The sequence below is a fragment of the Desulfobacula sp. genome, assembly GCF_030145145.1.
Lineage (GTDB): Bacteria > Desulfobacterota > Desulfobacteria > Desulfobacterales > Desulfobacteraceae > Desulfobacula.
The window spans coordinates 83,568-108,832 of sequence record NZ_JAQYWD010000010.1 but is presented as its reverse complement, the minus strand read 5'-3'; the positions used below and the strand labels follow the sequence as shown (position 1 = coordinate 108,832).

Annotated in this window: 19 protein-coding genes; 7 read left to right on the top strand and 12 right to left on the bottom strand. The window is 46.4% G+C overall.

The annotated features are described in order from the left end of the window. The first annotated feature begins 222 nt into the window (after positions 1–222). From Q1Q15_RS07590 to Q1Q15_RS07565, 6 genes are all read left to right on the top strand, one after another. Entirely contained in the window at positions 223–1,098 is an 876-nt protein-coding gene (locus Q1Q15_RS07590) for a helix-turn-helix domain-containing protein (RefSeq protein ID WP_300458146.1), read from the top strand. Between the two features lie 229 nt (positions 1,099–1,327). Next, on the top strand, positions 1,328–2,251 hold the full coding sequence (locus tag Q1Q15_RS07585) for a glycyl-radical enzyme activating protein (protein ID WP_300458144.1): 924 nt from the start codon (positions 1,328–1,330) through the stop codon (positions 2,249–2,251). Between the two features lie 27 nt (positions 2,252–2,278). Next, positions 2,279–4,666: a pyruvate formate lyase family protein gene (locus Q1Q15_RS07580; protein ID WP_300458143.1), complete on the top strand. Its 2,388-nt coding sequence runs from the start codon at positions 2,279–2,281 to the stop codon at positions 4,664–4,666. 154 nt (positions 4,667–4,820) lie between these two features. Next, positions 4,821–5,873 (top strand): TRAP transporter substrate-binding protein DctP, encoded by a 1,053-nt coding sequence (dctP, locus tag Q1Q15_RS07575; RefSeq protein ID WP_300458142.1) that lies wholly within the window; start codon positions 4,821–4,823, stop codon positions 5,871–5,873. A gap of 83 nt (positions 5,874–5,956) precedes the next feature. Further along, positions 5,957–6,439 carry a TRAP transporter small permease gene (locus Q1Q15_RS07570; protein ID WP_300458141.1) on the top strand — a complete coding sequence of 161 codons (483 nt, stop codon included), beginning with the start codon at positions 5,957–5,959 and terminating at the stop codon, positions 6,437–6,439. After that, positions 6,436–7,743, top strand: coding sequence for a TRAP transporter large permease (locus tag Q1Q15_RS07565; protein WP_300458139.1), 1,308 nt, complete (start codon positions 6,436–6,438; stop codon positions 7,741–7,743). Before Q1Q15_RS07570 ends, Q1Q15_RS07565 begins: the two co-directional genes overlap by 4 nt. 80 nt (positions 7,744–7,823) lie before the next feature. On the opposite strand, the gene Q1Q15_RS07560 is transcribed toward Q1Q15_RS07565, so the two are convergent. Genes Q1Q15_RS07560 through Q1Q15_RS07540 form a run of 5 tightly spaced genes read right to left on the bottom strand, consistent with a single transcriptional unit; the run spans position 7,824 to position 14,822 of the window. After that, positions 7,824–8,993, bottom strand: a complete 1,170-nt coding sequence (locus tag Q1Q15_RS07560; RefSeq protein ID WP_300458138.1) for a CapA family protein — start codon at positions 8,991–8,993, stop codon at positions 7,824–7,826. An 18-nt stretch (positions 8,994–9,011) separates the two neighbouring features. Next, the gene (locus Q1Q15_RS07555) at positions 9,012–9,614 is read right to left on the bottom strand and encodes a DUF4125 family protein (RefSeq protein ID WP_300458137.1); all 603 of its coding nucleotides are present in this window, start codon (positions 9,612–9,614) and stop codon (positions 9,012–9,014) included. Positions 9,615–9,649: 35 nt separating this feature from the next. After that, a complete protein-coding gene (locus Q1Q15_RS07550; RefSeq protein WP_300458136.1) occupies positions 9,650–11,005 on the bottom strand; it encodes an MFS transporter in 1,356 nt (451 codons plus the stop codon). After that, the gene (locus tag Q1Q15_RS07545; protein WP_300458134.1) at positions 10,989–13,391 is read right to left on the bottom strand and encodes a pyruvate formate lyase family protein; all 2,403 of its coding nucleotides are present in this window, start codon (positions 13,389–13,391) and stop codon (positions 10,989–10,991) included. The genes Q1Q15_RS07550 and Q1Q15_RS07545 overlap by 17 nt, the downstream gene beginning before the upstream one ends. 9 nt (positions 13,392–13,400) lie before the next feature. After that, entirely contained in the window at positions 13,401–14,822 is a 1,422-nt protein-coding gene (locus Q1Q15_RS07540; protein ID WP_300458132.1) for an MmgE/PrpD family protein, read from the bottom strand. Between the two features lie 289 nt (positions 14,823–15,111). Between Q1Q15_RS07540 and Q1Q15_RS07535 the strand changes: the two genes are divergently transcribed. Next, complete coding sequence (locus tag Q1Q15_RS07535) at positions 15,112–18,801, top strand: carboxypeptidase regulatory-like domain-containing protein (RefSeq protein WP_300458130.1); 3,690 nt, start codon at positions 15,112–15,114, stop codon at positions 18,799–18,801. An 89-nt stretch (positions 18,802–18,890) separates the two neighbouring features. On the opposite strand, the gene Q1Q15_RS07530 is transcribed toward Q1Q15_RS07535, so the two are convergent. The 7 genes from Q1Q15_RS07530 to Q1Q15_RS07500 form a co-directional block, all read right to left on the bottom strand. After that, positions 18,891–19,706, bottom strand: a complete 816-nt coding sequence (locus Q1Q15_RS07530; RefSeq protein ID WP_300458128.1) for a class I SAM-dependent methyltransferase — start codon at positions 19,704–19,706, stop codon at positions 18,891–18,893. Between the two features lie 18 nt (positions 19,707–19,724). Continuing rightward, the gene (locus tag Q1Q15_RS07525) at positions 19,725–21,035 is read right to left on the bottom strand and encodes a TRAP transporter large permease (protein WP_300458126.1); all 1,311 of its coding nucleotides are present in this window, start codon (positions 21,033–21,035) and stop codon (positions 19,725–19,727) included. A 2-nt stretch (positions 21,036–21,037) separates the two neighbouring features. Then, positions 21,038–21,544, bottom strand: a complete 507-nt coding sequence (locus tag Q1Q15_RS07520) for a TRAP transporter small permease (RefSeq protein ID WP_300458125.1) — start codon at positions 21,542–21,544, stop codon at positions 21,038–21,040. Positions 21,545–21,639: 95 nt separating this feature from the next. Next, the gene (gene dctP / locus Q1Q15_RS07515) at positions 21,640–22,689 is read right to left on the bottom strand and encodes a TRAP transporter substrate-binding protein DctP (RefSeq protein ID WP_300458124.1); all 1,050 of its coding nucleotides are present in this window, start codon (positions 22,687–22,689) and stop codon (positions 21,640–21,642) included. Between the two features lie 448 nt (positions 22,690–23,137). Continuing rightward, the gene (locus Q1Q15_RS07510) at positions 23,138–24,442 is read right to left on the bottom strand and encodes a TRAP transporter large permease (protein ID WP_300458123.1); all 1,305 of its coding nucleotides are present in this window, start codon (positions 24,440–24,442) and stop codon (positions 23,138–23,140) included. Position 24,443: 1 nt separating this feature from the next. Then, complete coding sequence (locus Q1Q15_RS07505) at positions 24,444–24,932, bottom strand: TRAP transporter small permease (protein WP_300458121.1); 489 nt, start codon at positions 24,930–24,932, stop codon at positions 24,444–24,446. Beyond that, positions 24,919–25,122, bottom strand: coding sequence for a hypothetical protein (locus tag Q1Q15_RS07500; protein WP_300458119.1), 204 nt, complete (start codon positions 25,120–25,122; stop codon positions 24,919–24,921). Before Q1Q15_RS07500 ends, Q1Q15_RS07505 begins: the two co-directional genes overlap by 14 nt. Positions 25,123–25,265 lie beyond the last annotated feature (143 nt).

The following is a 25,265-nucleotide window of genomic DNA, read 5'->3' as shown; positions in this document are numbered from 1 at the left end:
GTTTTTGCTTATGGTGAAACAAGCGGTTGTTATCCTTTTTGGCCAAACCCGTCTGCCTTTTCCGGGACAATCCAAAAGTTTGTTGATCAACACAAGAATATCAGTAAAAAACCGATAAAAATCAAGGAAAAAATATCACCACACCTTATTACTTTTAAATGTATAAGGCAAAGACATCCACCACTTGACCATTGCGCTTGAAGGCAATAGAATAAATATATAATGAATATTAGAAAAGATTCAACAGATGACACTCAAGATAACAGGACCATGAACGACATGTGGACAAAGGATAAATTGACCATTGGAGAAGTGTCTAAAATGCATGGGATCTCCTTGAAGATGCTCCGGTATTGGGACCACATCGGCCTGCTCAAACCCCAGATTGTGGATGAGGTAACCCGGTATCGGTATTATTCATCCTCACAGTTTTATCTGCTGAATTTCATCAAGTATTTAAAAGAACTTGGCGTTCCTTATTCAGAAATCAAAAAGGACCTGCACGAAACAAAAATGAACAATCTTGCCTTGCTATTGAAGACACAACTGGATTCCATCGACCATCGGATCCAGCAGCTGCAAGATATCAAATCCTCTTTTTCCTCCCACCTGTCTTCCATTGAAGAAGCCATGACCATGAAAAATATTGATGTGGCCAAAATAGAGTCTTACCCGGAGCGGTCCATTATTGCCGTGGACACCCCTATTAACTCTCGAATCCATTTTGAAAAAGCCATCCGACGATTGGAAAAAGTGATTGACGGATCTCCCACGTTGCTGCTGCCATCTGTTGGATTATTAATGACGACTGAAAATTTTGCATCCGGTGCTATCTATTCTTTTAGTGGTGTATTTATCCCCCTGGAGGGACGATCTGCCTTGAAAAAGCATGTCAGGATACTACCGGCCGGAAAATATGCGATTATCCGGTTCTGGGGTAGGATCGAGTCATCGGGGCATCATCACAAAAAATTAACCGATTTCATGAACAACAACAACCATATCCCCTGTGGCAATGTGATGCGACGATGTGTGGCACCGGGATTTTTGCCTGCAATGAAGGGGCATTTGGCAGAAGTGACTGTTCGCATACAATAAAAAGCCTGACCCCGCCCATTAAAGATAGCGTCCGAAAGATGAGCAAATAAATTAAAAAAATCGCTTGACCTTCCCAAGAGGGGAGAGTTTATCCTTAAAAAAAAGGGCGGGGATGCTTGGAAAAAAACAAACGACAAAACCCCTTGCATGTGCTGCCTTGTCCAAGGATTAAGCGTGTCAAACCCGAACAAGAGAAGACAGATATGACAGAACATGAGCAGGCGGATCAATGAAAACCGAAAATATTAAAGGGGTTGTTTTTAATGTGCAACCCTATTCCATCCATGATGGTCCAGGTATCAGAACCACTGTATTTTTAAAGGGATGCCCGCTGAGATGCCTCTGGTGTCAAAATCCGGAATCACAAAGTCATAAACCGGTTATTTTTTTTAACCCTGAAAAGTGTACAGGATGCGGAAACTGCCTTGAAGTTTGTCCGGCAGGCGCTATTCAAATCTTTGAGGACAAATCAACAACAGACCGCACACGGTGTGAAGGCTCTGGCAAATGTGCAGCGGCATGTCCCCAGGAAGCCAGACTTTTAATGGGGGAGCATGTGACGGCCGGTGAAATTTTTGAACGAGTAAATGCGGATGCCATATTCTATGAAAATTCAGGCGGCGGGATTACCATTTCCGGGGGCGACCCTGTCGGGCAACCTGATTTTACCGCCGGTATTCTTAAATTATGCCACCAGGCAGGGATTCATACGGCTATAGATACTTGCGGATTTATCAAATGGGACATCTTTAAACGGATTCTCACCCATGTGGATCTGGTTTTGTTTGACTTTAAACATATGGACGATACACGGCACAAATCATATACCGGGGTATCGAATACACTTATTTTAGAGAATGCCAAACGAATTCACCATGACCTTCGCATCCCTCTGAAGGCAAGAATACCCATCATCCCGGGATATAATGATTCAACAGAGAACATTGAAGCTACAGCAAAATTTATTGCTGAGCAACTGGACAAAACCATTACCGTTCATCTGGTCCCCTATCATCGAATGGGTGAAGGAAAGTATAACAATATGGAACAAAAAAGACCGGATTTTACCAGTACACCGCCGGATGAACATCGGATGGACGAGCTCCAGCAAATATTTAAAAAATTTGGTTTAACGTCAGTGATAGGGGGCTAACCCATCACTGATTTCCAGGAGGCAGTTATGAATAAGAGAGTTCAACGATTAAAAGACCGTCTTGATGTGGAAAAATATCCTTTGTGTATTGAGAAATTTCGCATCGCAACACAGGTGCTTGCCAATACCCAGGGTGAACCCAATATCATCCGGCGGGGGAAAATTATTGCCGGCGTCCTCAACCATATCACTATTTTTATTGAAGAGGATGAACCCTTTGTGGGAGCCGGTGCCAGCAAACCATTTGGCATGGAAATCGATTACGAATACGGGACATGGACCCAGGATGAAATTGATGCACTGAAAAACGAACACTATGTCATTACACCTGAAGATGAGGCAGAACTCCAGATCATAAATGCACAATTCAAAGAAAAAACCCTGGTTGAAGCCATGGGAGACGTTTTCTTTGAAAGTGAACGCCTGTGGCCGCTGATGAAATCCGGGGTTATTTTACCGCCCTGGAAAGGGAAAAAAGTTGGAAGTGGTGGCGGGTATGCCCAGTCAGGATTAGGTCTCGGCCCTGGGTTCTTTCTTTTAGGCGTGGATTATTCCCGGATGCTGAATGACGGATCATTAAAAATCATTGCAGATGCCGAGGAAGAGTTAAAGAACCTGCGGTATTTTGCCAGTGACTGTCTGGAAAAAAAAGATTTTCTAACGTCCGTTATTCTCGTGCATAAAGCCTTGATCAATTTTTCCGGAAGATATGCCCAACTGGCAGAAACAATGGCAAACCAAGAAAGTGATCCCACCCGAAAAAATGAATTATTAAAAATAGCAGATACCTGTAAATGGGTTCCGGCAAAACCGGCCAGACATTTTTTTGATGCGTTGCAATCCTTCTGGTTTACCTTCCTGCTGATATCGCCTTCACCGACCTCGGCTGCGGGTCGATTTGACCAGTATATGTATCCGTTCTATAAACGGGACAAAGAACAGGGGCGCATAACAGACGAAGAAGTACTGGAACTGCTAGAGTGCCTGAGGATTAAAGACATCAAAATGAACCGGGTGTCGGGCCAGCAGAACCGGAAGAAGAATTCCGGCATGGCCAAATGGCATAACTGGACCATTGGGGGCGTTACCGTGGATGGCAGGGACGCATCCAACGAACTGACCTATCTGCTGATGAAAGCCGCTAAAGACACACAGATCCCCCACCATACCCTCACCCTGCGTGTCCATGATGATACCCCGGATGACGTGATGATAAAGGCCCTTGAAGTCGTGAAAACCGGGCTGGGTATGCCGGCATTTGTCAGCGACCGATCCTATGTGGACTATTTCATGCGGAATGGCATGTCCCTGGAAGATGCCAGGGAATATATCATGACCGGTTGCCTGGACGGTAATATCCCGGGAAAGTCCCGTAATGTCGCCGTTGGAATGGTTGTCATCCCCTTAATATTTGAGATTTTTATGCACAATGGCGTTAATCCGGGCACCGGCGAAAAGGTTGGAATGGATACCGGTGACCCGGAAAACATGACGTCCTTTGATGAATTCCTGGATGCCTTTCACAGGCAGCTCAAATATATATTGGGACTTGTGGCAGAAAAAAGCAATATTGAACTGGTGAAACAAAGAGAATTGTTTTCCGATCCCTTCCGTTCTTCTTTGATGTATGATGCCATTAAAGAAGGCAAGGATATCTTGAGCCGCAAAATGCCCTTTGAGAATGCATCTGTGCAGTGTTTAGTGGGCACAATCAATGCGGTTGATTCTTTAGCTGCGGTTAAAAAACTGGTTTTCGAAGAAAAAAAAGTGTCCATGAAGCAACTCAAAGCGGCATTGGATGCAAACTGGCAGGGGGCTGAAGACCTGCACAAATTGTTTCTGGGCGCACCCAAATATGGCAATGATGATGATTATGTTGATCTTATGGCTGCCGATCTGTATAAATTTATTGAACGGTCAATGGCAGAATTCGATACGGTGTATGGGGGAAAAGTGACCACAACCGCCATATCCATTTCTTCTCACCAGCCAGGCGGCGCTTTAACCGGCGCCACGCCAGACGGCAGATGCAAGGGCGATATTCTGGCGGATGGCAGCATGTCCCCCATGCAGGGCATGGATAAAAAAGGACCCACTGCCATACTTAAAAGTGCCGGTAAAATAGACCAGGCTGCCATTAATGCAACCTTGCTGAATATGAAATTTCATCCATCCGCTTTGAAAACAACCCAGGATTTAATGAAACTTTCAGCGTTGATCAAAACGTATTTTAAAATGGGGGGGAAGCATGTCCAGTTCAATGTTGTTGATTCAAAATTATTGAAAGAAGCACAGAAACTACCGGACAGACATAAAGAACTGGTGGTCAGAGTGGCGGGGTACAGTGCGCATTTCGTAGCACTTGACAAACCCGTGCAGGACGAAGTGATCGCCCGCACAGAGTTGGGGTGGTAATCAAAACTAGTAACACAGCAGTGCGATAAAAAGAATTTTTATCCCCTGGGTCGAAAGTGTCTTTCATCTGGCAGAGAACACTTTGACACTTTAAGGAACAGGGGTTGGCAAATGGCAGAGTCGGTTTCATAAAACAAAGTTTAAGGAGAAAAAAATGAAAAAAATTTTTAATCGTCTAATCATTGTTGTTTTGGGAATTTGGGTTTTATCAGGGCTTACATTTGTAAACAGCGTCAGTAATGCCAATGCTGCAGACACCATCACGCTTACCTATGCTGGATTATGGCCACCGGCACACCCCATGTCCGTTGCCACAAAACTCTGGATTGAAAAAATAGAAAAGGAGACCAACGGAAGGGTAAAAATCAAGGCGTTCTGGGCGGGTGCTTTGTATCGACCCAGAGCGTCGGCCATGGAACTTGCCAAAGGGGTGGCAGATATCGGAGATTTTTCCGGCGCATATGCGCCCATGGGATATGACTTTGAAAAGTCAATGCGGATGGTTTTCTGGGGGGTCAACGACAAAAAATTTGCCCGAACAGTCTACCATAACGTAATGGCTAAATATCCCCAACTCACTGAAGAATTTACAAAAGCCGGCATCAAGGTAATGGCCTATGCCTCTATCCCCCCCTATCAATTGCTTCTTTCAAAAAAAGAGGTCAAAACAACAGCGGACATAAAAGGCATGACAATCAAAGCCAGCGGTGATCTTGCCAAGGTGGCCACCGGGCTTGGCGGAGAAGGGATTGTGATGCCCATGAGTGAAAGTTATACAGCACTGCAGAAGACCACTATTGACGGCGTTTTTGCCCCATATGAAACCATGAAGTCTTTTCGTTTCGCAGAAGTTGTCAAGTACGCCCTGGAATTGAACATCGCATCTGCTCCGGCCGGTCACTGGGGCTTCTGCCTTAAATCCTGGAACAAATTGCCCGCGGATATCCAGAAAGTGTTTGAAGATAATATTGAGTGGTTTGGAGGAAAAATTGAAGAGTTGGTTTTTGCCGGTGAAGCGCTCGGCATAGCACTTGGCAAAAAGAACAATGTCAAGTTTATCTCCCTTTCTCCGGAAGAACTGAATAAAGTGTATACCGTGGTGAACAAAGAGATATTATCTCAGATGGCAAAGCTGGATGATAAAGGACTACCGGGCACGGATGTATATAATGAGATAAGAGCTCAAATAAAAGCGGCAAACAAATAAAACCGTATTTAACCTTCAGGGACAAAAATGAACCTTTGACCTGCTTTTAAATAATTAAAACAATCAATATTAGAGGGGGAAAAATGAATGTCGTAACCGGCTTTCTCCACCGCATCTCCAAAGCCGGCGGATTTTTTGGTGGGGTCTTTCTGATAGCAGCCATGCTGCTTTTAATTAGTAATATTGTCGGTAGACTTACCAATACCGTCATTCCAGGGAGTTATGAACTGTTTGAAATGCTGATGGTCTTTCCGGTTTCTTTTGCGCTGTTTTACGCTGCAAAGGAAAAATACCATGTTATTGTCGAACTGATTGTCTCCCGATTCCCCCCGAGGCTTACCGCTGTGACGCAAATGGTCGCGGCCCTTCTCAGCTTTGTCATATGGACGTTGATTGCCTGGGCCGGCACGCGGTTAGCACTTGAAAACGGCACAAGAGAAGCCACGGAAGTATTAGAAATTCCCTACCTGCCCTTTCGGATGGTCTATATCTTCTTTACCTTCCTTTTTTGTCTGACATGTCTTCTTGATTTTTACAAGGCCTACAGGAGGTATTGCGAAAAATGAGTCCGGTACTGATTGGCATTATTGCATTTGTGGTTCTTTTTTCGTTGTTGGCATTTGGCGTCCCCATTGGTGCGGGAATGGCGTTGGTGGGGTTTACCGGGCTGTGGTTTTTAATCTCTGATGTAGCGGCGTTCACTAAACTGGCGGTTGTACCCTTCCAGACCATCACGGATTATTCATTGGCGGTGCTCCCCCTGTTTTTACTCATGGCCCAGGTGGTGTTTGTCAGTGGCATGGGTCGTGACCTGTTTAACCTTGCCTCTAAATTACTGGGTCATAGAAGAGGGGGCGTCGCCATGGCCGCTGTTGCGGGTTCCGGAATATTTGCAGCCGTCTCAGCCTCCAGTATTGCCACGGCAACCACCATGGGACTGGTGTCCATCCCCGAAATGCAGCGGCTGAAATACAATCCCGCTCTGGCAACCGGGGCTGTGGCTGCGGGCGGCACCATGGGGGTTTTGATCCCGCCCAGCGGTGCGCTCATCATTTATGGTATCCTGACGGAGACTTCCATCGGGAAGCTGTTTGCAGCAGGGGTTATTCCCGGGATACTCGAAGCCCTCTTCTATATCGCCGTGATTGCCATTCTATGCTGGTGGAAACCCAACTGGGGCCCCCGTGCTGAGAAAGCACCCTTTTCAGAAAGGATAAAAGCCTTTTCCAAATGTGGAGAGATGATCGTTCTCATTGTTTTTGTCCTTTCCGGCCTTATTATCGGGTGGTTTACACCCACCGAAGCGGGTGCCGTGGGTGCGTTTGGGGCGATCATCATGTGCCTGGTAAGGGGCCGCCTGAACTGGGAAAAATTTAAACAGGCCATCATGGCCACACTAAAAACCACCGGCATGATTTATGGCATATTGATTGGTGCTTTAATTTTCAATTACCTGGTGGCCGCCTCTACGATTCCTTACGTTCTGGCAGACACCATTGGCGGATTACCGCTGCCCCCCTATGCAATTTTAGCCCTGGTATTGGTTCTTTATTTTTTCTTGGGGTGTTTCCTGGATGTGGCGGCAATGACAGTTTTGACCATACCCATCTTTTTTCCCATGGTGATGGAACTGGGATTCAACCCGATATGGTTTGGCATCATTTTTGTCCGGATGGCAGAGATCGCCATGATCACCCCCCCCATAGGGATGAACACCTTTGTTATCGCAGGAATCGCCAGGGAAATGGGGATTGACATGACCACGGTATTCAAAGGGATTCTTCCGTTCCTTATCGCAGATTTTTTACATTTATTTTTGCTTATTTTGTTTCCAGGAATTTCTTTGTACCTGGTCAGCATACTGATGTAACCTTGAGCCTGTCTTTACTGAAAAGACATGCCCTTCGCCGGCTGCGGTTCCCATTAAAAGGCTGTGACCGGCGAAACCCATCAGGCCCGAACAACAACGATCTCATCCCCTTCCCGTACAAAGTTCGTATCTAACCGTTGATCCTCGCATAAATATTTCATGTAACGATACACGTCTTCATTGCGCGGATCTGATTGCGATAATGGTTCAGGCTGCCCCTTTTTTGTCATCCACAACGGCTGAAACGCCACGCGTTCAATTTTTTTATCAACGATTCTACATCGAACCAGAATACTTTTTTGAGAATCAATGGGAAACGCATAGGTTGGGTATTCCGGATCAACTTCCCAGCTGTAATGACCAATCTGACATCTGTTTTTTTTATCCAGGGTTACAGACGTCATCCCCGGTCGGCCCTGGCTTTTCGCCATTGCATCTGCCACCGGACCGGTAATGGGCAGGTCCATATTAAAGTTACACAAGCTGAAAAAAATCACTTTTCCTTTGTAAACCTCAATCCCCTTTAATATGTGGGCATGGGTTCCAATGATGATATCCGCCCCTGCGTCAATGGCAGCATGACCCGCCTCATATTGATACTGGGCAATAATGGAAGGAACAAAATGAACCCCCCAGTGCATGGAAAGCACCAGGACATCCACTTGTGATTTTAATGCCGTGATGTCATCAATCATATGGTTTAAATCTTCAGGAAAAACTTTTGTATGGATTCTGGGGGGGGTTCCAGCCTGCCAGTCAGCCTGCTCATAAGACGTAAAAGCTCTGACCGGGGCAACGCCTGATTTGTCGTCTCTGGCATCAAAGCCTTTGGGAACCACGGAACAATAGGCCAGGAATCCGACTTTTGTACCTTTCCGTTCGATAATAGCCGGTTTTCTGGCCGCTTTCAAGTTGACCCCCGCGCCGATCACTGCAATCTTGTTTTTCTTCATCACGTCCAAAGTATCAAACATGGCCTCTTCACTCCAGTCCAGTGAATGGTTGGAGGCAAAGGACATTACATCAAACCCCGCGTTGGCCAATACGGCTGCCATACGGGGATGCGCAATGGAGCCCAATCCCATGGCCACCTGGGGGACACCCCGTGTTGACAAATTGCTTTCCAGCTGGCCAAAGGTAATATCGCCCTCTTTTAACATGGATCGCGTCAAATCAAACACCTCTTCCGCATTTTCCCGCTTGGGGCCGACATCCCCAACCGCCACCAGATTTACAACGGTTTTTTTCATTGTTTTTCCTTTAAGCGCTTATATTTTTTTGTCAGAGACCTTTTTTTTCGCCTCTCCCAGACTTTTTTCAACCTGTACCAATGATTCATACCCCATGGCTCGAACCAAATAATCATAAATTTCTTCGGCCATATTTATTTGATGCTTCAATTTATCCTGGATATCCTGGTATAGGCAGTGCAGCGTATGTTCAGAATAGGACTCCAATTCCCCGCTTAAATATGTCTCAAAAGAGGTCTGTGAGACTGTGTCGGAAGATGGTTCCAGGGACCGGGCTCTTTTCATCAATGCTGGATATTTTTTGAACATTTCCCGTTGCCAGTTCAATTGGATGGCAACCATTTTTTTGACTAAAGGACGCTTAAACCGGGGAGGCAGAAGGTTCTCCATTCTGGCATATTTGAACGTCATCAGGTTCTCATTGTTCGTTTGCGCGTCTTTCAAATCTTTGAAATAACTTGCCAGTGTACTCTCCGACCAGGCCATAAACTGTGCTTTCCGATGGTGCTTGAATTGATCAGGATAGCGTTGACAACCTTCCGCCTGTTGAGATGGAACCGCTAAAAACATATTCAACTCAATGGTCAATATACGATCAATCAGCTGAATTTTCCGGTTCATAACGTTGCCTCAATCCAACCCGATATAAAATCAGGTTAGTCTTTAATGTCGTTCGTTTTTAACGCATACAGTTTTGACGGTCTTAAGATGCACATGAGCAACGCAGCCAACAGACTGCATGCAAAGAATACAATGAATGCAGTGTTATAGCTGCCGGTTCTGTCAAATATCCATCCGGTAAAAACAGGCGCCGCAAGAGAGAGCGGTGCCCGAATGACCATGGAACTGCCAAAAATTATCCCAAATGATTTTCTACCGAAATAACTGCCAATGGCAATGATAAATAACGGCGTAATGGCACCGCTGGCAAATCCATACAGCCCGATAAACAGATAGATGGGAACCATTTTCTGACTGATCAGGATGATGGCTAAACTGGTGGTTTGTATAAATAAAATACCGGCTAAAAGAAGATATTGATTTTTTCTCCCCACACGATCGGAAAGAATCCCACCAAAAAATCGAGACGGAATGGTAAAAAAGACCATCATTCCCATCATGGCACCTGCAGTGCCCAGACGGATGCCCAGGTCTGTCAAAAAGGGAATCATGTGAATATTCATGCCACCCACGACAAACATCTCCATGCCCATGGCAATGGCAATAAACCAGTACGACCGGGTTTTAATCGCCTGTTGAAATGTAAAATTAATTTCTTGCTTTTCGAAATGAAGAATCGTCGGTTTTTGGGGGAATGCCGGATGGTTTTCGCCATCCAATACGTCTGGTTGATCTGTATCTGCTTTTTTACCGTCCGGAAGTAATCCATAATATTCAGGTGGGTGTTGCTTGACAAATAACAGCACAAGGGGAGAACACACCAGGATAAGGCATCCCCATACAACGCAGGTGATACGCCAGCCAAAAGTGCTGACCAGAACCGTTACAATGGGTAGTGTGATGACACTGCCAATGCCAATCAATGCGAATTTAGTTCCCTGGGCCAGTCCTCTTTTTAAAATAAACCAATCGTTTAAGGCTTTATCCACCGCAATTGTCAGGCCAATGTTTACGCCAATTCCGATCATAACCCCCCAGACAAGGGTATACTCCCACAGGGTGGAGACAAAATTCATCAGAATCATACCGGTTCCGGCGATACTGACACCGGTAAAAATAATCCATTTGGGGCCATACCGGTCAGAAAGCCATCCCACCAGAGGAGAGGTTATCCCCCCCTCTAATCGTCCAATCCCTGCTGCAAGAGAGGTCATGGCCCGGTTAATTCCAAACTCGGCTGAAAGGTCTTTAAAAAATATGGAAATCCCCAAACCGTAGAATCCATGCCCCAAGCCTGAGAGCATACCCGTGACAAGGATCGTCCACCACCCAAAATAAATCTTAGAGGGATTAAGCGGTGATAACCGCCTGGATTTAATTGACGGATCCATATTCAGTCCGGCAGATGATCTCATCCTGCACCGGTTTGGTCAAACTGATGAAATAGGCACTGTATCCGGCCACCCGGACAATCAAATCCTTGTGTTTTTCCGGGGCTGTCTGGCCTTCCAGGAGTAATTGCCGGTCGACCACATTGAATTGAACGTGTTTACCGCCGTTGCCAAAATAGGTCCGGATCAGCATGGAAAGCTTTTGCAGGTCTTTTTCGGTTCTCAAGGCAGACGGATCAAATTTCATGTTCAGCAATGTTGCCTGAAACGGCACCTGATCAATGGCCATGGCGCTTCTTAAGACAGCGGTGGGTCCCTGGGTGTCTTTGCCCTGGGCCGGCGATACTGTGCCGTCGGCCAGCGTCTCTCCGGCACGGCGACCATCGGGGGTGGCACCGGTCATGGCACCACCGGGGGCATGGGCGGTAATGGAGATACCCGTGGGTTTTACCGTTCCGCCCCATGCGGTTTTGAAAGTGACGGCGGTCTCTGCCCAGAACGCATACAAATCGCTGACAATTTCATCTACATAGGGGTCGCCATTACCGTATTTGGGAGCATTTAAACACATCGTACGGATGGCAGCAAATCGGTCTCCTTTCCAATCCGCATCCATGGCCGCCTTAAGCTCCGGCAAATTGATTTTTTGTTCGTCAAAAATCAATTTTTTCACCGAGGCCATGGAATCAGCCACATTGACCATGCCCACCATATTGAGAACAGACCCGTTTTCAAAGGGCATGGTCCGGTCCAGAACGTCTCGTCCCACCGTGATGGCGTCATCCATCAACGCGGAATGAAACGCATCAGGGAACAGCTCGGTGTGGGCCTGCAGCAAAATGTTGTGCTCTTCAGCCGCCAAAGCCATGAAATGGGTCAATTGCTGCTTGAACGCAGTCATGAATGCCTCAAAGGTTGCAAAACTGTCCGGTTTTCCGGTTTCAGGACCCAGCTGGGTGTTGGTGATGGCATCATACCCATTGTTCATAAAAATTTCAAATACCCTTGGGACGATGAACATGCCAATGGCGGAGGTACGGGATTTGCCGGGCAGGTTGACATCCAGACACCCTGAAATGCCGTAATCCCGGGCATCTTCAAGGGGAACGCCCTGTCCCGTGAGGTAGCCGATATACGACATGTCACCCAGAAATGCCGGCATGCCCATGCCGAGTTTGACCACTTCCAGGGCTTTCAGCATCAGTTTTTCAGGCGTGCCGTCGTGGACCCTCAGGGAAATGGTATGATGGGGACAGGGAAAATTTTTGGCGGCTTCCAGGATCAAATAGGAGAGCGGATTGCTGGCATCCTTGCCGTCCGGGGTCACGCCACCGATCACCCAGTTGTGCCAGCGGGCCATGCCGGACCATTTCTCACGCTGCAGTTTTCCCCCGGCCATGAAATTATACTGCATGACCTTAACACGCAGGCATTCCAGCAATTCTAAAACCGACGCATCATCCATGCGGCCTGCATCAATGTCCTGTTGATAAAATGGATACATGAACTGGTCGAAACGCCCACCCGGCGTGGCACCAGCCAGGATCATCAACCAGACAAACCAGAACGACTGCATGGCCTCTCTAAAGGTGCGTGCCGGCTCTCCAGGCACTTGCCGGCAGGCTTCGGCGATCTCCTGCAATTCTTTTGCACGAGCGGGATCTTTTTCCGTCAGGGCCATCTTTTCTGCCAGGTCACCATACCGTCCGGCAATGCGCACAAGTGCTGACAGGGAAATAATGACGGACCTTAAGAATACCGATTTTTTAATATCATCGGCACTAAAAAAGCGTAATCCTTTCAATTCAGTTTCAGCGTCACGGATGATGCTGTTCAGGCCCTGGTTGAGAACCCTGGCAAAATCTACAATGATCAGGGTATACCCCAGGCCCAAGCCCCAGCCGACACCGGCAGCCCCCTGGCCCCTGCCTTCATTTCTTTTCTTCCAGGGCGGGCACAGGATACCCGACTGGATAAAGGGCCACAGGCGGTCATCATTATAAAACATGCCCTGGCGTTCATCCAGGGTCCGGCCCTTGTCCTTCCAATACTCGTCCAGGGACCGCAGCAGGGCCTCATCCGCTTCGGAGATGAAAAGTCCGCCTTTTTTCAGTTTGGCCAGATCTTCTTCAGGCCATGTGGGCCCCATGGATCCGGCCTCCATGCCCATGGGTTTGCCGGCGATATTACCGACAATCAATTCATCCGCTTCAATATAAATGCTGCGGTTGTCCAGAAAATGTGCCGTGGCCTTGGCCCGTCTCAGGATTGCGGGTTCTCCTTCAGTCTGCCGCAGGGATTCCACCACCAGGGCGGCCTTTTCCACGCAGATGGGAAATTGATCTACATTGAGTCGGTTACTCAGTGCCTGTATTCTTTTATTCATGGTAATTCCTTATGATATAAAATGGATCAGTTCATTCATATTTTTCATTTTGTCCAGGAAAAGAATCTTTTGAGCGGCAATGTCTAATTGTTCCATGGATAATGGGTTCACAGACTGTTTTGCACAGTCAATAAACTTGGCAACCAGGTCTTTTTTTGACATCGGATTTTCAGGACTCCCCAGTGCGTGGGTCACCTTTTTTGACACCACGGTGCTGTCCTTCATCTTGATCTCCACAATCCCTTGAAGAATATTTGTAAGGCCCGGGTCAGGATTCACCGTATAAGCGACTTTTCGGGCTAACCCCAGCACCTTACCATCGTTCATCGCATCGGCTGTAAATCGATTTAATGCCACGTCTTTATGGCAAAGGGCGGTGGCAATAACAAAGGGCAAACTGAATTTGGCATCAATGGCGATTGCCGGGTGTCGCTTTGCTTCCAGGGGCTCGCAAAGCATGCTGTTAAACGGACTGACAATGATGTTCACCGCTGCGATATCATGGATATTTATTGGATATTCGGCCATAAGCCCGAGTGCCGCCTCAATATAAGTATGCGTTCCCCGGCAGGTGGGCCAGGGTTTAAAACTGATATTGGCACCCTCGTATACTTTCCCCATGTTCCGGGTTAATGCAGAAGGATCATAATTGCCCCTGGCGTAAAGACTGAACAATCCGGCTTTGCCTTCAAAGGGCAGCGCAAACCCTTTTATGCCTTTTTTGGCCAGCAGAACGGAAACAACGCCTGCTTTTGATGCAAACGCATCTCTTACCGCTCTGATATCGGAATGGGGATTGTATCGCAGTTCGGCACTGCAGGTGGTCTGACAGAGGGTTAAAGAAAACGCATCCAGCAGCTGCACCGCATTGAGATGTAATAATTTCCCTGCTGCCGCAGTGGCGCCAAACGCACCGAGAACCGGCGGAATATACCAGCCGAACGCTATTGGATTGACCCCCAGGGCAAGACCCAGGCGGCAGACAATATCGCATCCCAGAGCCATGGCAGCAATGAACTCTTTTCCACTGACAGTGCCGATGGACTCAGCCAGGGCAAGTGCTGCCGGCACCAGAGGGGCGTTGGGGTGAACCAGAGCCAGATCGTGGGCGTCTTCAAAATCAATGGCATGGGCCATGGAACCATTGGCAAATGCCGCCATCTCTGCCGATACTTTCTTTCCATATCCCAGGATGGTACTCTCTTTTTTCCCCCTGCTTTCCATGGCCAATTCTACAAACGGCTGACAGCTAGCCGTCAATCCACTGGCTGCCAGGGTGACCCCCACTGCATCAAGCAAGCTTCGCCTGGCCATTTCAACGGCTTGATGATCTATCTCATCATAGGATGTCTCAACGACATATTTTGCAAGAATTGAAGATATCGACATATTGGAAATACCGGCATCAGTTAAACGGTCGTGACAATTCATTTGTTTCCCTCATTTCCTGAAAAGACCTTTATCTTAGCAAAACCAGGATAAACCTTCCCAACCTGGGAGAGTCAAGGATTTTTTAGACCTTTTGTATAAAACACAAAAGATATCTTTTGAGTTCGTTCCGGCATCACCTGTCAATGAAAAATAATGACCGGGAATTGCGGTTGACACTCATGGGCTTTTCACATTATAAAATAAGATACCTTTTCATCAATATTGTTCTGAAAAACATGGCTTTCCCGGAAGGTATCGCATCACAAATATTTTCAGAGGGAGGACTGCAATGAAATCGCTTCTCCAACAAGCCAGCCGCTTTGTATTGGCGACTATTTTTATATTCGTTGAGACAGGATTCTGTGTTTTCACCGTGGTAAATGCCCATAGCTATGAAGGGACTTCAAACAGCGATGACATATATTTTGGACTTTGCACTGCCTGTAACGACGGCGGACCGGGACTGTATATCCTCAAAAAGACCGGTGATACCATCATTGAGGACATATCTGATCCTGGAAGCGGCACCCTCACCATTAACAGCGGTGAGGGAAATGATAAGATCGCGGCGGTTGATGCCGGGACCATAGAACTGGAAAACAGCAGTGGAAAGCACATCTTTTCTTTTGGTCCGTTTGTCGGGCTGGGATTTACCGCTATTGAACTGAACGGTGGAAATGGAGATGACACCATCACGGGTTCCCCGCTAAATGATGCCATCTCCGGCGGCAGTGGTCAGGATGTCCTGTCCGGCGGTTCAGGGGATGATACCATCCAGGGGGGCGATGGGAATGACAGGATCATCGGGAATGCTGGTAATGACCATCTGTATGGCAATGCCGGGGATGATTTTATTTCAGGATGGGACGGGAATGACCATCTGTATGGGGGAATTGGAAACGACTATTTGTGCGGTTCTCAGGATAATGATGTCCTCTGGGGGGATGAAGACAACGATATCCTGTTGGGGGGGATCGGTCTCGACGATATTGACGGCGGCCCAGGCGAGGACCGGTTTTATTGCCGCAGCGATCTCAACGCCATACCCGTGTATGATAATGATCCGGATATTGAAACAGATTGTGCAGATACCGGCCATTACCGGCGGAATGTGGAGACTCAGATCAGCAACGATCCCTATACCCAGTGGACACCGATGTGGTTCTGGGGCAAGGGTATTCGCTATGCATTTGAGACCACGAGCAGCCATGCCCTTGTTTTATCTGACGATGCAGCCGGTGCTGTTATCCTTCTTGATGCCGTTGGTTACCCCCTTCATACCACCCACAAACAATATCCCGACACCTGCGGCCCAACCGCTTTGAACATGGTGATGGCTCAACTGGGCCGTACAGATCGATCCAGATCTCTTTTCATGCCCGTTGGTCTGGATGACCCGGCGATTCCCCGTACCGGATTCGGCCCGGATACGGTGGATGTCGGTCACTGGCTCTCCATGGAACATATCATGTATGAAGGGTATCATCAGTATCGGATTCTTGACCCCACATGGCAGGAAGACGATTACCTGTCTTCAGGGGGCCTGCTGAATATCTCGCCGGCTGACCTGACCCGATTGGGGTATTATCAGTTTGACTATCCCTTGATTCGCGGGGTGGAAGACTGGATGCAAACGGGTCCGGCTGTGGGTACCAGTGGAAAATCAGATGTTGCTGAAAGGGCCATTCGAGGACTTGCCTGGGTTGCCAACAAATTTGCCAATGGCAGTCCGGATGCCAATCCAGTATCCATAACCTTTGGCAGTGATGGAAATTTTACCGGCCTGGATCATCTCAAGGCCGTCATCAAGGGATACGTGGATCACGATATCCCCCTGGTGGTGGGTGTAGAAAATGGCGGGCACTTCAATACCCTGATGGGGTATTGGGAGGCACTGGATCATTTTTATATTTACCTGGCTGATCCCCTGGACGGATATGGGCGGCCGTTTTATGGGAAACCCATGCGCTGGAGACGTCTGGATTTGACAGAAAACGCCATTACCTCCGGTGAATTTGTTTCCCTTCTCCTTTATGGCCACTCGGATGCTGCCTGGGCCGCGGACATCGACACAGCCTACGGATCCGATACGCTGACGGGATATGTTTCAGGATTGCCCAATTTTAATCCCTATTACATTGAATTTCCAGACAGGATCGCCATTCCCGAGGGGACCCGCTTAACGTTTCCGGCAGACCCGGTTTACGGGGGGATCCACCGGGCACAGGATCCTGAAGGAAATACAATGTATTATCGCTGGGATTTTGATGGAGATGCTTTTTATGATGATGAAGGCACCACTGTTGCCCACACATGGCCGGACAACGGCACGTCAATTGTAACGGTGGGGGCATGGGACGGTGACCGAACGACGGTGGAAGGCACTAAATGTGCAGGGATTCGAGCGTTTCAAGTCGATACGTATAATGTGCCGCCCCGGGTTATCATCTGGTCTCCTGAAAGCGTTTTGAACTGGACCTCGGTGGGCTATGACTTCACCTTTCACATGGGGATATCAGATCCTGGCGGCCGAAATGATGAACCCTATGCCATTATCATTGATTGGGGAGATGGACATGGCACCACCGGCGACAGTTTGCTGCTCGGCACAACAGAGCGGTACTATGCCTGCAAAGATACCGAACAAACATATACCCTGACACTTGATGCCAGGGACAAGGACGGCAGTGGCGATTCTGAATCAGTGACCTTTACCGTCCCCAGCATTGAATCGTATAACAAGGAAAAATTAAGGATTTTAACTTTTCAGTACGAAGCCATGCGGTTTAAGGAAATCCACGAAGGGCTCAAAGAACTTCAGCTCATGGACCCTGTTTTCATGACCCGGGACCTGCCCGAGATTCCCATGGTACTCGTATTTCGTGCTGCGGTTCAGCCCGATGCCTCCATTTTACTGAAACCTTTTTTTATGACCACTGCAGCAGCGTCCCAAGCGTCCGTCGAATGGACCCATACCCTTGCGGGCCTAGACAAAAACAACACGGCATTAATCAATTTAAATCTGACGCTCCCGCCCCCGGACGGATCCGTTAAGTTAACATCCCTTACCCAGGCGGTCAGCCCGGCGGATACCGTTCCCTTTGTTGCCGCCATGGCTTGGCAGGAGGGTATTCACACCATTGAACTTCAAGACAGGCAGGGAAAAGTGATCGCCCAACGGTCTGTTTCACCTTCCTCTCCCCAGATTCAGCTGCTCACCCCCCTGGGTGGAGAAACCATACTGCCGGGTGATGATATCTTTGTTTCCTGGTTTGCCAGCGATGCAGACAGTGGCGACCAACTGACCTTCTGTCTGGCCTTAAGCCGGGATAACATCAACTGGTTTCCCGTGACCATGGATCTTTCAGGGACTGACTATGTCTTTCTAAACACAAAAACCCTTGCCCAGGGAAGATATTGGATCAAGATCATCGCCTCGGATGGCATCTTGTCGGCAGAGGCGGTGAGTAAACATCCGGTCATTCTTTCAGCCACAGCCATCACGCCAAGTCTATCCGGCAGGGTTATGGACCCCTATGGTGAGCCCTTTAACGATGCCATTGTCCAGGTCCTGGGTACCCAGATGACCGCAAAGACAGATGCATTGGGAAAATTTTCCATTGGGCTTGATAACACACCCTCCGGCCGGTATGAGGTGGTTGTCTCCGGGAAAGGCCTGGCAACAATTCGCAGTTATATCCATATCGATAAAGCCAGCGAATCCGTTATGGCCGATTTTAAAACAACCAGGGCCGTAACCGATCCATATGAAATCGCAGAAAACCTCCGCCAAGACCTCAAGGAAAAAGAAACGCTTTTGGAGGCGTTAAATCAGACACTTTCGACCCTCTATACCGCTGATCAGCTGCAGGCAGCAATCGACAAAGCACTTGAAAACTTTGATGTGGGCGGCGACCGGAAAATGGGTTTCCCTGAAATAACCCGTACCCTGCAGATGTTATCCGGTATGCGGGAATAGGTGGTTGAGTTCTACCTGATCCAGTTCGTTTTCTGAAAAAACCTGGATGCCGTTTTGTTTCAACAGTAATCACTAATCATGTATAGCTTTCATTGATAGGGTTTGCGCACCAATACTTCGATCAAAGTTGTTCGCCCATCTCGTATACTGCGTATTGAGTTGAATTGTAAGGCCTTAAAATGCTCACCCAACACCACAGCGACATTACGATCTGGGAAACCTTCCGTTTCTAATCTTTTTAATGTCTCGGTTACCAGTGGTCGAACACGAGGCATCGTATCTTCTATAAATTGAATTTCGAATCCACACGCCAGAAGGTCACCGATTGTCTCTTCGAGGGTGCTAAGAAAGCTTGTCTCGGCAGACTCAGCCCACGGGGTTGGGTAATATGGAGCGCCGTTTGGACCCTCACCTATGTTGGATAACGCGAGCACACCACCAGATTTCAGCACACGAAACGCTTCGCGATAGAACCTCTGTTTATCATCAAGATTCATTACTACGTTCTGTGAGTAGGCTCGGTCAAAGGTATCATCCTCGAATGGTGTTTCCATAACATTCCCATGCATAATGCACACGTCGTCTACCTGCCCGGTTGCTTCCGTCAATGCGATGGCTGCCGCACAGTATTCGGCTGTCAGGTCTATTCCAGTGACTCTGCAACCGAAGTGAGCAGCAAGCCAACGGGCCGGGCCACCGATTCCACAACCGAAATCCAAAAGGTGCTCACCGCGTTTTGGATCCAAAAGATCCGCCAGTTCACGCGTCGCTTCCAGACCCCGGCCATGGAAGTGATCCATTGAGGCCAGCGTATCAGGAGTAATTTCCACACCCGGGCCTAGTGCAGCCAAAGCTCGGTTAGCAATGTCCAAATCCGAATAATAATTTTTTACCCCATCATTCATTGACTACTCCTCCATTCTTCAATTGCCCATCGTTGCTGGTAGGAATAACACAATTTGAGGGAATAATATCATCAATATGAGTACAATAATATCCATAATTATGAATGGCAGGACTCCCTTAAATATATCTTCTATTGCAATATGTGGTGCTATTCCTTTTAATACATATACATTTAGCCCTACAGGTGGAGTTACAAGGGCAATTTCAATCGTCTTGATAACAATTACACCGAACCAAATCGGATCAAAATTCAGGGATTCAATAATGGGTAGTACAACAGGTATACTTAATAAAAGCATCCCGATAGATTCCATAAACATACCTAGGATAATATAAAAAAACAAAATGCATACCAAGACGCCGTACCTGTTCATATTTAAGCCTGCGATCCATTCAACCAGAGTATAAGGTAGTCGGCTTAAAGCTAAAAATTTGGCAAATATTACAATACCTATTATGATCAAAAAAATCATAGCCGTAATCTTGGCCGTCTCATTTATTGACTTCGTAAATGCTTCCCGTTTATTTAACCCCTTAGTGATCAGAAGAAGGATAAGTGATATTAAAGCGCCGATTGCGGCTGCTTCTGTAGGGGTGAAGATGCCTGTATAGATACCACCGATGATCACAAAAGCTATAATAAAGATACTCCACAACTTAGGCAGGTATCGAAGCCTTTCTCTCCAAGCGCAGGGATTTATTAAATCACCCGTTAATGATGGGTTTTTCTTTACCCTTACGTAAAGCATACATCCATAAAGCAATGCTGTAAGTATGCCAGGGAATAGACCTGCCATCAACATCTTACCCACAGAAACTTCCGCCATAATGGCATAAATCACCATGATTCCGCTAGGCGGAATCATGGCGGCAAAGGTTCCGCTAGCGGCTACCACACCGGCTGCTAACGTATGCTTATAGTGCAATTTTTCCATTTCCGGAATAACAAGTCTACCCATGATAGCGGTCGTGGCGACACTCATGCCACAACACGCACCAAAGGCAGCACAGGCAGCTATTGTTGCCATAGCCAGCCCCCCTGGAAGATGCCCCATCCACCGCTTCCCTGTCTCAAAAGTTTTTGCAGCGATTCCGGCATTAAGGGCAAAATATCCAGTTATTACAAAAAGAGGCAGAACAGTAAAAGCATAAGTTGCAGCCTTTGAATAGGGGACAAGTCCGATTAAACCTAATGCCGGAACCAATCCTGAAAGATGCCATATGCCGAAAAAGCCTATAAATGCTGCACTTAAGCCTACCGGCATACCCGTCGACAGACATATTAGTAATCCGGCAAGACCCATCATACCTACGATTTCGGACGACATTATTAATCCCCCATTCTAATCAAATAAATCTGCTGTTTGATCTGGATGGCTATCCTGATCGTCAACATCAAGAACCCAAATGCTACAATTATTTTTAAGGGCCATGCCGGCCAGTTAACAATTCCAGATGTGACAAGATCTATTTTAACTGCTATTCGGGCCTCTACGGCAGAGCGATAAAACAAAAGGAATGATATTATTATTGACATGAGGGAAGATGTTATTTCCACAAAGTGTAAGGTTCGGCCTTCCAGTTTAAGAATGAAAAAATCCACTGCGACATGACCTTTTTCCTTTTGGGTATAAGACATTGAAAGAAAACATATACCCACCATTATTAATTCTGAAAGACTATATGCCCCTGCAATGGTCTTATTAAATACAAATCGATAGGAAACATCTGCAGTCACAATTAATAACAAACAAATAATCAACCATCCCGAACAGGCGTTTGATCCCTTTTCGATGGCATCTGTGGATTTTCCCATGAGCCTTAGTAGATGTTTCAATTGTGGATATCTCCTAATCAAAATTGAGAATATGCAGTCCCCTTACATCAAGAAGAGGCATTTGCCGAATATTATCACCGCCTTAAATATTAAGATTAATTTTTTATTTTTTCATATCTTAACGCGGCATCTTTGAGAGTTTCCCAAACTTTTCTTCCTTCTAATCCTTTCTTTTCTTTGTCTTTTATCCAGTCTTCTATTACAGGCATGACTGCTATTTTTTCGTATTCGCGCTGGTCTTCCGCGGGAAAGTTCAAGATTTTTACATGGGCACTCTTGAAAGCATCATCAGCTTTCTTCAAAAATTCAACTTCCTTCTCAGCCATATGTTTTGCCATTTCCAGTGAAACATCCTGGATTACTTTTTTCATCTGGTCAGGTAATTTCTCGAAAACACTTTTTTTCATAACCCAAATGGGGCCGCCCATACCAAGCCTTATAGTGCTTTTAAATTTACAAACTTCATATAACTTATAGCCCATTACAGGTGCTGTAGCAAAGCAGCCTCCATCAAAAATCCCCTTAGACAAAGCGTCATAAACTTCCGGCATGGGCACTGAAACGGGACTGGATCCAATGGCATTGAGTGATTTAGCCATCTCACCGAGGGAACGAATTTTCAGTCCTTTTAAGTCATTAATTCCGGCAACCGGTTTTTTAGTGGTCCAGAGATGATAAATATCTCCCAGTGCATAGGGGAACAAAAACATGGTATCCCACATTTCAAGTTCTTTTTTCATTTCCGGAAGCCTTGAAACTTCGTTCACTGACATCATCCTGACCCATGGATCGGGAATCGCCCAAGGAATGTAGGGTATGGTCCAGAGTGGTGATTTAGCAGGGTCGTATGCCGGCAAGATAGGACCGACATCGAATATTCCATATTTCAATCCGTCCAACTGGTCTTTGCCTTTTCCGAGAACTCCTCCATAGAAAAATTGAAATTTGAGATTACCGTCGGTTCGCATGGTTATCTGCTCTGCCCACCAGCGTGACTGCTTGCTTGTCTCATGCCTCTCGGGCATCCAGGTTCCAAATTTTAAAACGATGGGTTTTGCTTCGGCCATGGCCGGTATAACAATCAGGGCCATCAGCCCCACCAATAAACAACAACCTACTACACTCGCAAAATGTCCTCTTTTCATTGATTACTCCTTTCTGAATAAATTATTAAAAATGGCATTTACGCGTAGTCGATAACGCAACCTTGGCGTATTACATCTCTTTTATCTATCTGAGTTCCATATAAACCCTCATGCTTTTTGCTTTAGCTGATGCTTCAAAGAACTAGGCAAAAAGTCAATATGTCTATTTGTCAGACATATTAATATGGCTTATATCCTCATGTCAACAAAAAAAATGGATATTATTGCTCATTTATTACCCGAAATGAGAAGCTTCAATTTTAAGCTGATCAACTAAGCAGCAAAAATAAGTCAATCAGCATTTCGTTTTCCGTAATATTTTAATTTTAAGCACTCCCGGCAAGGATACAGTGCATTAAAATCGTGCCGAGCCGAAAGTATTTTTCAGCTGTTAAATATTTTGCCGTGCTTCAACTAAGACAAAAAACGCCTATCTAATAAATCCTATTTATTTTAACATGCGTGGTAAAAACAGAACCAAATCCGGAAAAATAAATAGCATGATAATCGTAATAACGCATGCCAGCATAAAAAAACTGATGCTCTTGAAAATATCTTCTAATGGTATATCAGGGTCCAACGCCTTTACGACATAAATATTTACCCCCACCGGCGGGGTAATTGCCCCCATGGTCGTAACGAGGGTTAGAATGATCGAGTACCAGATGGGATCAAAACCCAAAGCGGTTGCAAGGGGGAAAAAAATTGGGATGGTCAGGACCAAAAAGCCGAGTGAATCCATGAAGCACCCACCAATCAGATAAATGATCAAAATAAAGGTTAGAATCAGGTAGCTTGGCATTGAGAGCCCAGAAATAAAACTGGCTACTTCAAAGGGTAAGCGAGTCACGGCAAGGAACCGACCGAAGATAATGGCGCCTGACACTAGCATGAACACCATACACGATATTTTTAGTGTGCTATCCATCGCATCAATGACCTTTTTCATGGTGAGCCGTTTACCGACGAGGGACACACACAAAGTGAAAAATACACCCATGGCACCGGCTTCGGTTGGTGTAAAAAAGCCGGCATAGAGACCTCCCAAAACAAGGATGAATATGGCGAGAGCCTCCGCGACGGAGTAGAGAGATTGAATTTTTTCCCCAAATGAAGTTTTAGGGCCCGCTGGGCCAAGGCTTTTATTAAATAGGCACAGAATGTAGACTGTAACAATCAACAGTAGACCCATCAGTAGAGCTGGGATTATCCCGGCGAAAAACAAATCTACGATCGATTGCTCGGTTTGCAGTGCAATTATAATCAGCACAACGCTTGGCGGCATGACGGTTCCTAGGGCGCCACCAATTGCTACGGAAGCAGCGCTCAAACCCATATCATACTTATATTTTTTCATCTGCGGCAGTGCAACGGCACCCATGGTCGCTGCGGTGGCCGTGTTGGACCCACAAATGGCGGCAAACATCTCACAGGCTCCGATGGTGGCAATGGCTAGCCCGCCTCGCCAGTGGCCAAACCACTTGTATGCGCTAAGGTAAAGCCGTTCAGCAATTCCCGTATTAAATGACAAGAACCCCATGAAGATAAAAAGGGGAATGACTGTAAAGCCGTCACTTGAAAAGGTGCTCCATAGATCAGTACCGATCATACCCAGAGCCGCTTCAAAGGAAATAACATACCCAAAACCTAAAAATCCGACAACAGCCATAGTAAAACCTACAGGCATGCCCAAAACAAAAAGAAGTAAAATCAAAATCACTATTCCTAAAAGGCCGACATAAAGCAAATCCATTTCACTTCTCTCCTTCTTCTCTATCAAACAAGGTTAGAAACTGGACAAACAATGTTGAGGATAATAGAAAAAACCCCATCGACATAACATAGGTGAAGGGGTAGTAGATTATCCTTAGTGTTTCCGTAACTTCACCGGACTCGCGTAAAATTTCCGCACATTCAAAGACTTGCCAGCCTGCAATAATGAAAAACAGGCAACCAATAAGACAGCTGAAACCGTCAATGATCTTGCTTGTTTTTTTGGGAAGCCGTGTGATCAAAATATCAACGGCCACGTGGTTGCGGTTAATTTGGGTATAACCGAGTGCCATGGCCGCAGCCAAGGCACTAAAAAAACCAAGCAGTTCATATGTGCCTTTAATAGGCATCCAAACAATTCTTAAAAAAACATTTCCGCAGCTAATCAGAATCATCGCTATCAAAAAAAACCCGGCAATCTGCAATGAAACTTTATTCAGCCTGCTATTTAGAGCCTTAATGAAATTCATAGCGTACCTTGTCCTTATTAAAATCAGCATTTTCAATAAATGGAGGCAGGACTTTCATACTGCCGCAAATGACGATGTTGATAGCTTTATTTTTAACAATGGCCTGGCCCATATCGCTTTCCGCCAAGATTATCAGTGGAAACAAGATTAGACTCACTATTAACAGGCTAATGAAAAAAAATTTCTTCATTTTACCCTCCTGAGTAGTATTATATAAATACTGTTAAAATAATAATAGGACTGCAAACAGAACCAACGCACGGTACCCCTGATTTTCTGAATCTTATCAGCGTTTGCCTAAAGAAACTTTAGTTTGCTTTAGGCAAAAAGACA

Bases quoted from the DNA above. Each gene is read 5' to 3' on its own strand.
- Q1Q15_RS07590 (WP_300458146.1), top strand. From the start codon at position 223: ATGAATATTAGAAAAGATTCAACAGATGACACTCAAGATAACAGGACC.
- Q1Q15_RS07585 (WP_300458144.1), top strand. From the start codon at position 1,328: ATGAAAACCGAAAATATTAAAGGGGTTGTTTTTAATGTGCAACCCTAT.
- Q1Q15_RS07580 (WP_300458143.1), top strand. From the start codon at position 2,279: ATGAATAAGAGAGTTCAACGATTAAAAGACCGTCTTGATGTGGAAAAA.
- dctP (WP_300458142.1), top strand. From the start codon at position 4,821: ATGAAAAAAATTTTTAATCGTCTAATCATTGTTGTTTTGGGAATTTGG.
- Q1Q15_RS07570 (WP_300458141.1), top strand. From the start codon at position 5,957: ATGAATGTCGTAACCGGCTTTCTCCACCGCATCTCCAAAGCCGGCGGA.
- Q1Q15_RS07565 (WP_300458139.1), top strand. From the start codon at position 6,436: ATGAGTCCGGTACTGATTGGCATTATTGCATTTGTGGTTCTTTTTTCG.
- Q1Q15_RS07560 (WP_300458138.1), bottom strand. From the start codon at position 8,993: ATGAAAAAAACCGTTGTAAATCTGGTGGCGGTTGGGGATGTCGGCCCC.
- Q1Q15_RS07555 (WP_300458137.1), bottom strand. From the start codon at position 9,614: ATGAACCGGAAAATTCAGCTGATTGATCGTATATTGACCATTGAGTTG.
- Q1Q15_RS07550 (WP_300458136.1), bottom strand. From the start codon at position 11,005: ATGGATCCGTCAATTAAATCCAGGCGGTTATCACCGCTTAATCCCTCT.
- Q1Q15_RS07545 (WP_300458134.1), bottom strand. From the start codon at position 13,391: ATGAATAAAAGAATACAGGCACTGAGTAACCGACTCAATGTAGATCAA.
- Q1Q15_RS07540 (WP_300458132.1), bottom strand. From the start codon at position 14,822: ATGAATTGTCACGACCGTTTAACTGATGCCGGTATTTCCAATATGTCG.
- Q1Q15_RS07535 (WP_300458130.1), top strand. From the start codon at position 15,112: ATGAAATCGCTTCTCCAACAAGCCAGCCGCTTTGTATTGGCGACTATT.
- Q1Q15_RS07530 (WP_300458128.1), bottom strand. From the start codon at position 19,706: ATGAATGATGGGGTAAAAAATTATTATTCGGATTTGGACATTGCTAAC.
- Q1Q15_RS07525 (WP_300458126.1), bottom strand. From the start codon at position 21,035: ATGTCGTCCGAAATCGTAGGTATGATGGGTCTTGCCGGATTACTAATA.
- dctP (WP_300458124.1), bottom strand. From the start codon at position 22,689: ATGAAAAGAGGACATTTTGCGAGTGTAGTAGGTTGTTGTTTATTGGTG.
- Q1Q15_RS07510 (WP_300458123.1), bottom strand. From the start codon at position 24,442: ATGGATTTGCTTTATGTCGGCCTTTTAGGAATAGTGATTTTGATTTTA.
- Q1Q15_RS07505 (WP_300458121.1), bottom strand. From the start codon at position 24,932: ATGAATTTCATTAAGGCTCTAAATAGCAGGCTGAATAAAGTTTCATTG.
- Q1Q15_RS07500 (WP_300458119.1), bottom strand. From the start codon at position 25,122: ATGAAGAAATTTTTTTTCATTAGCCTGTTAATAGTGAGTCTAATCTTG.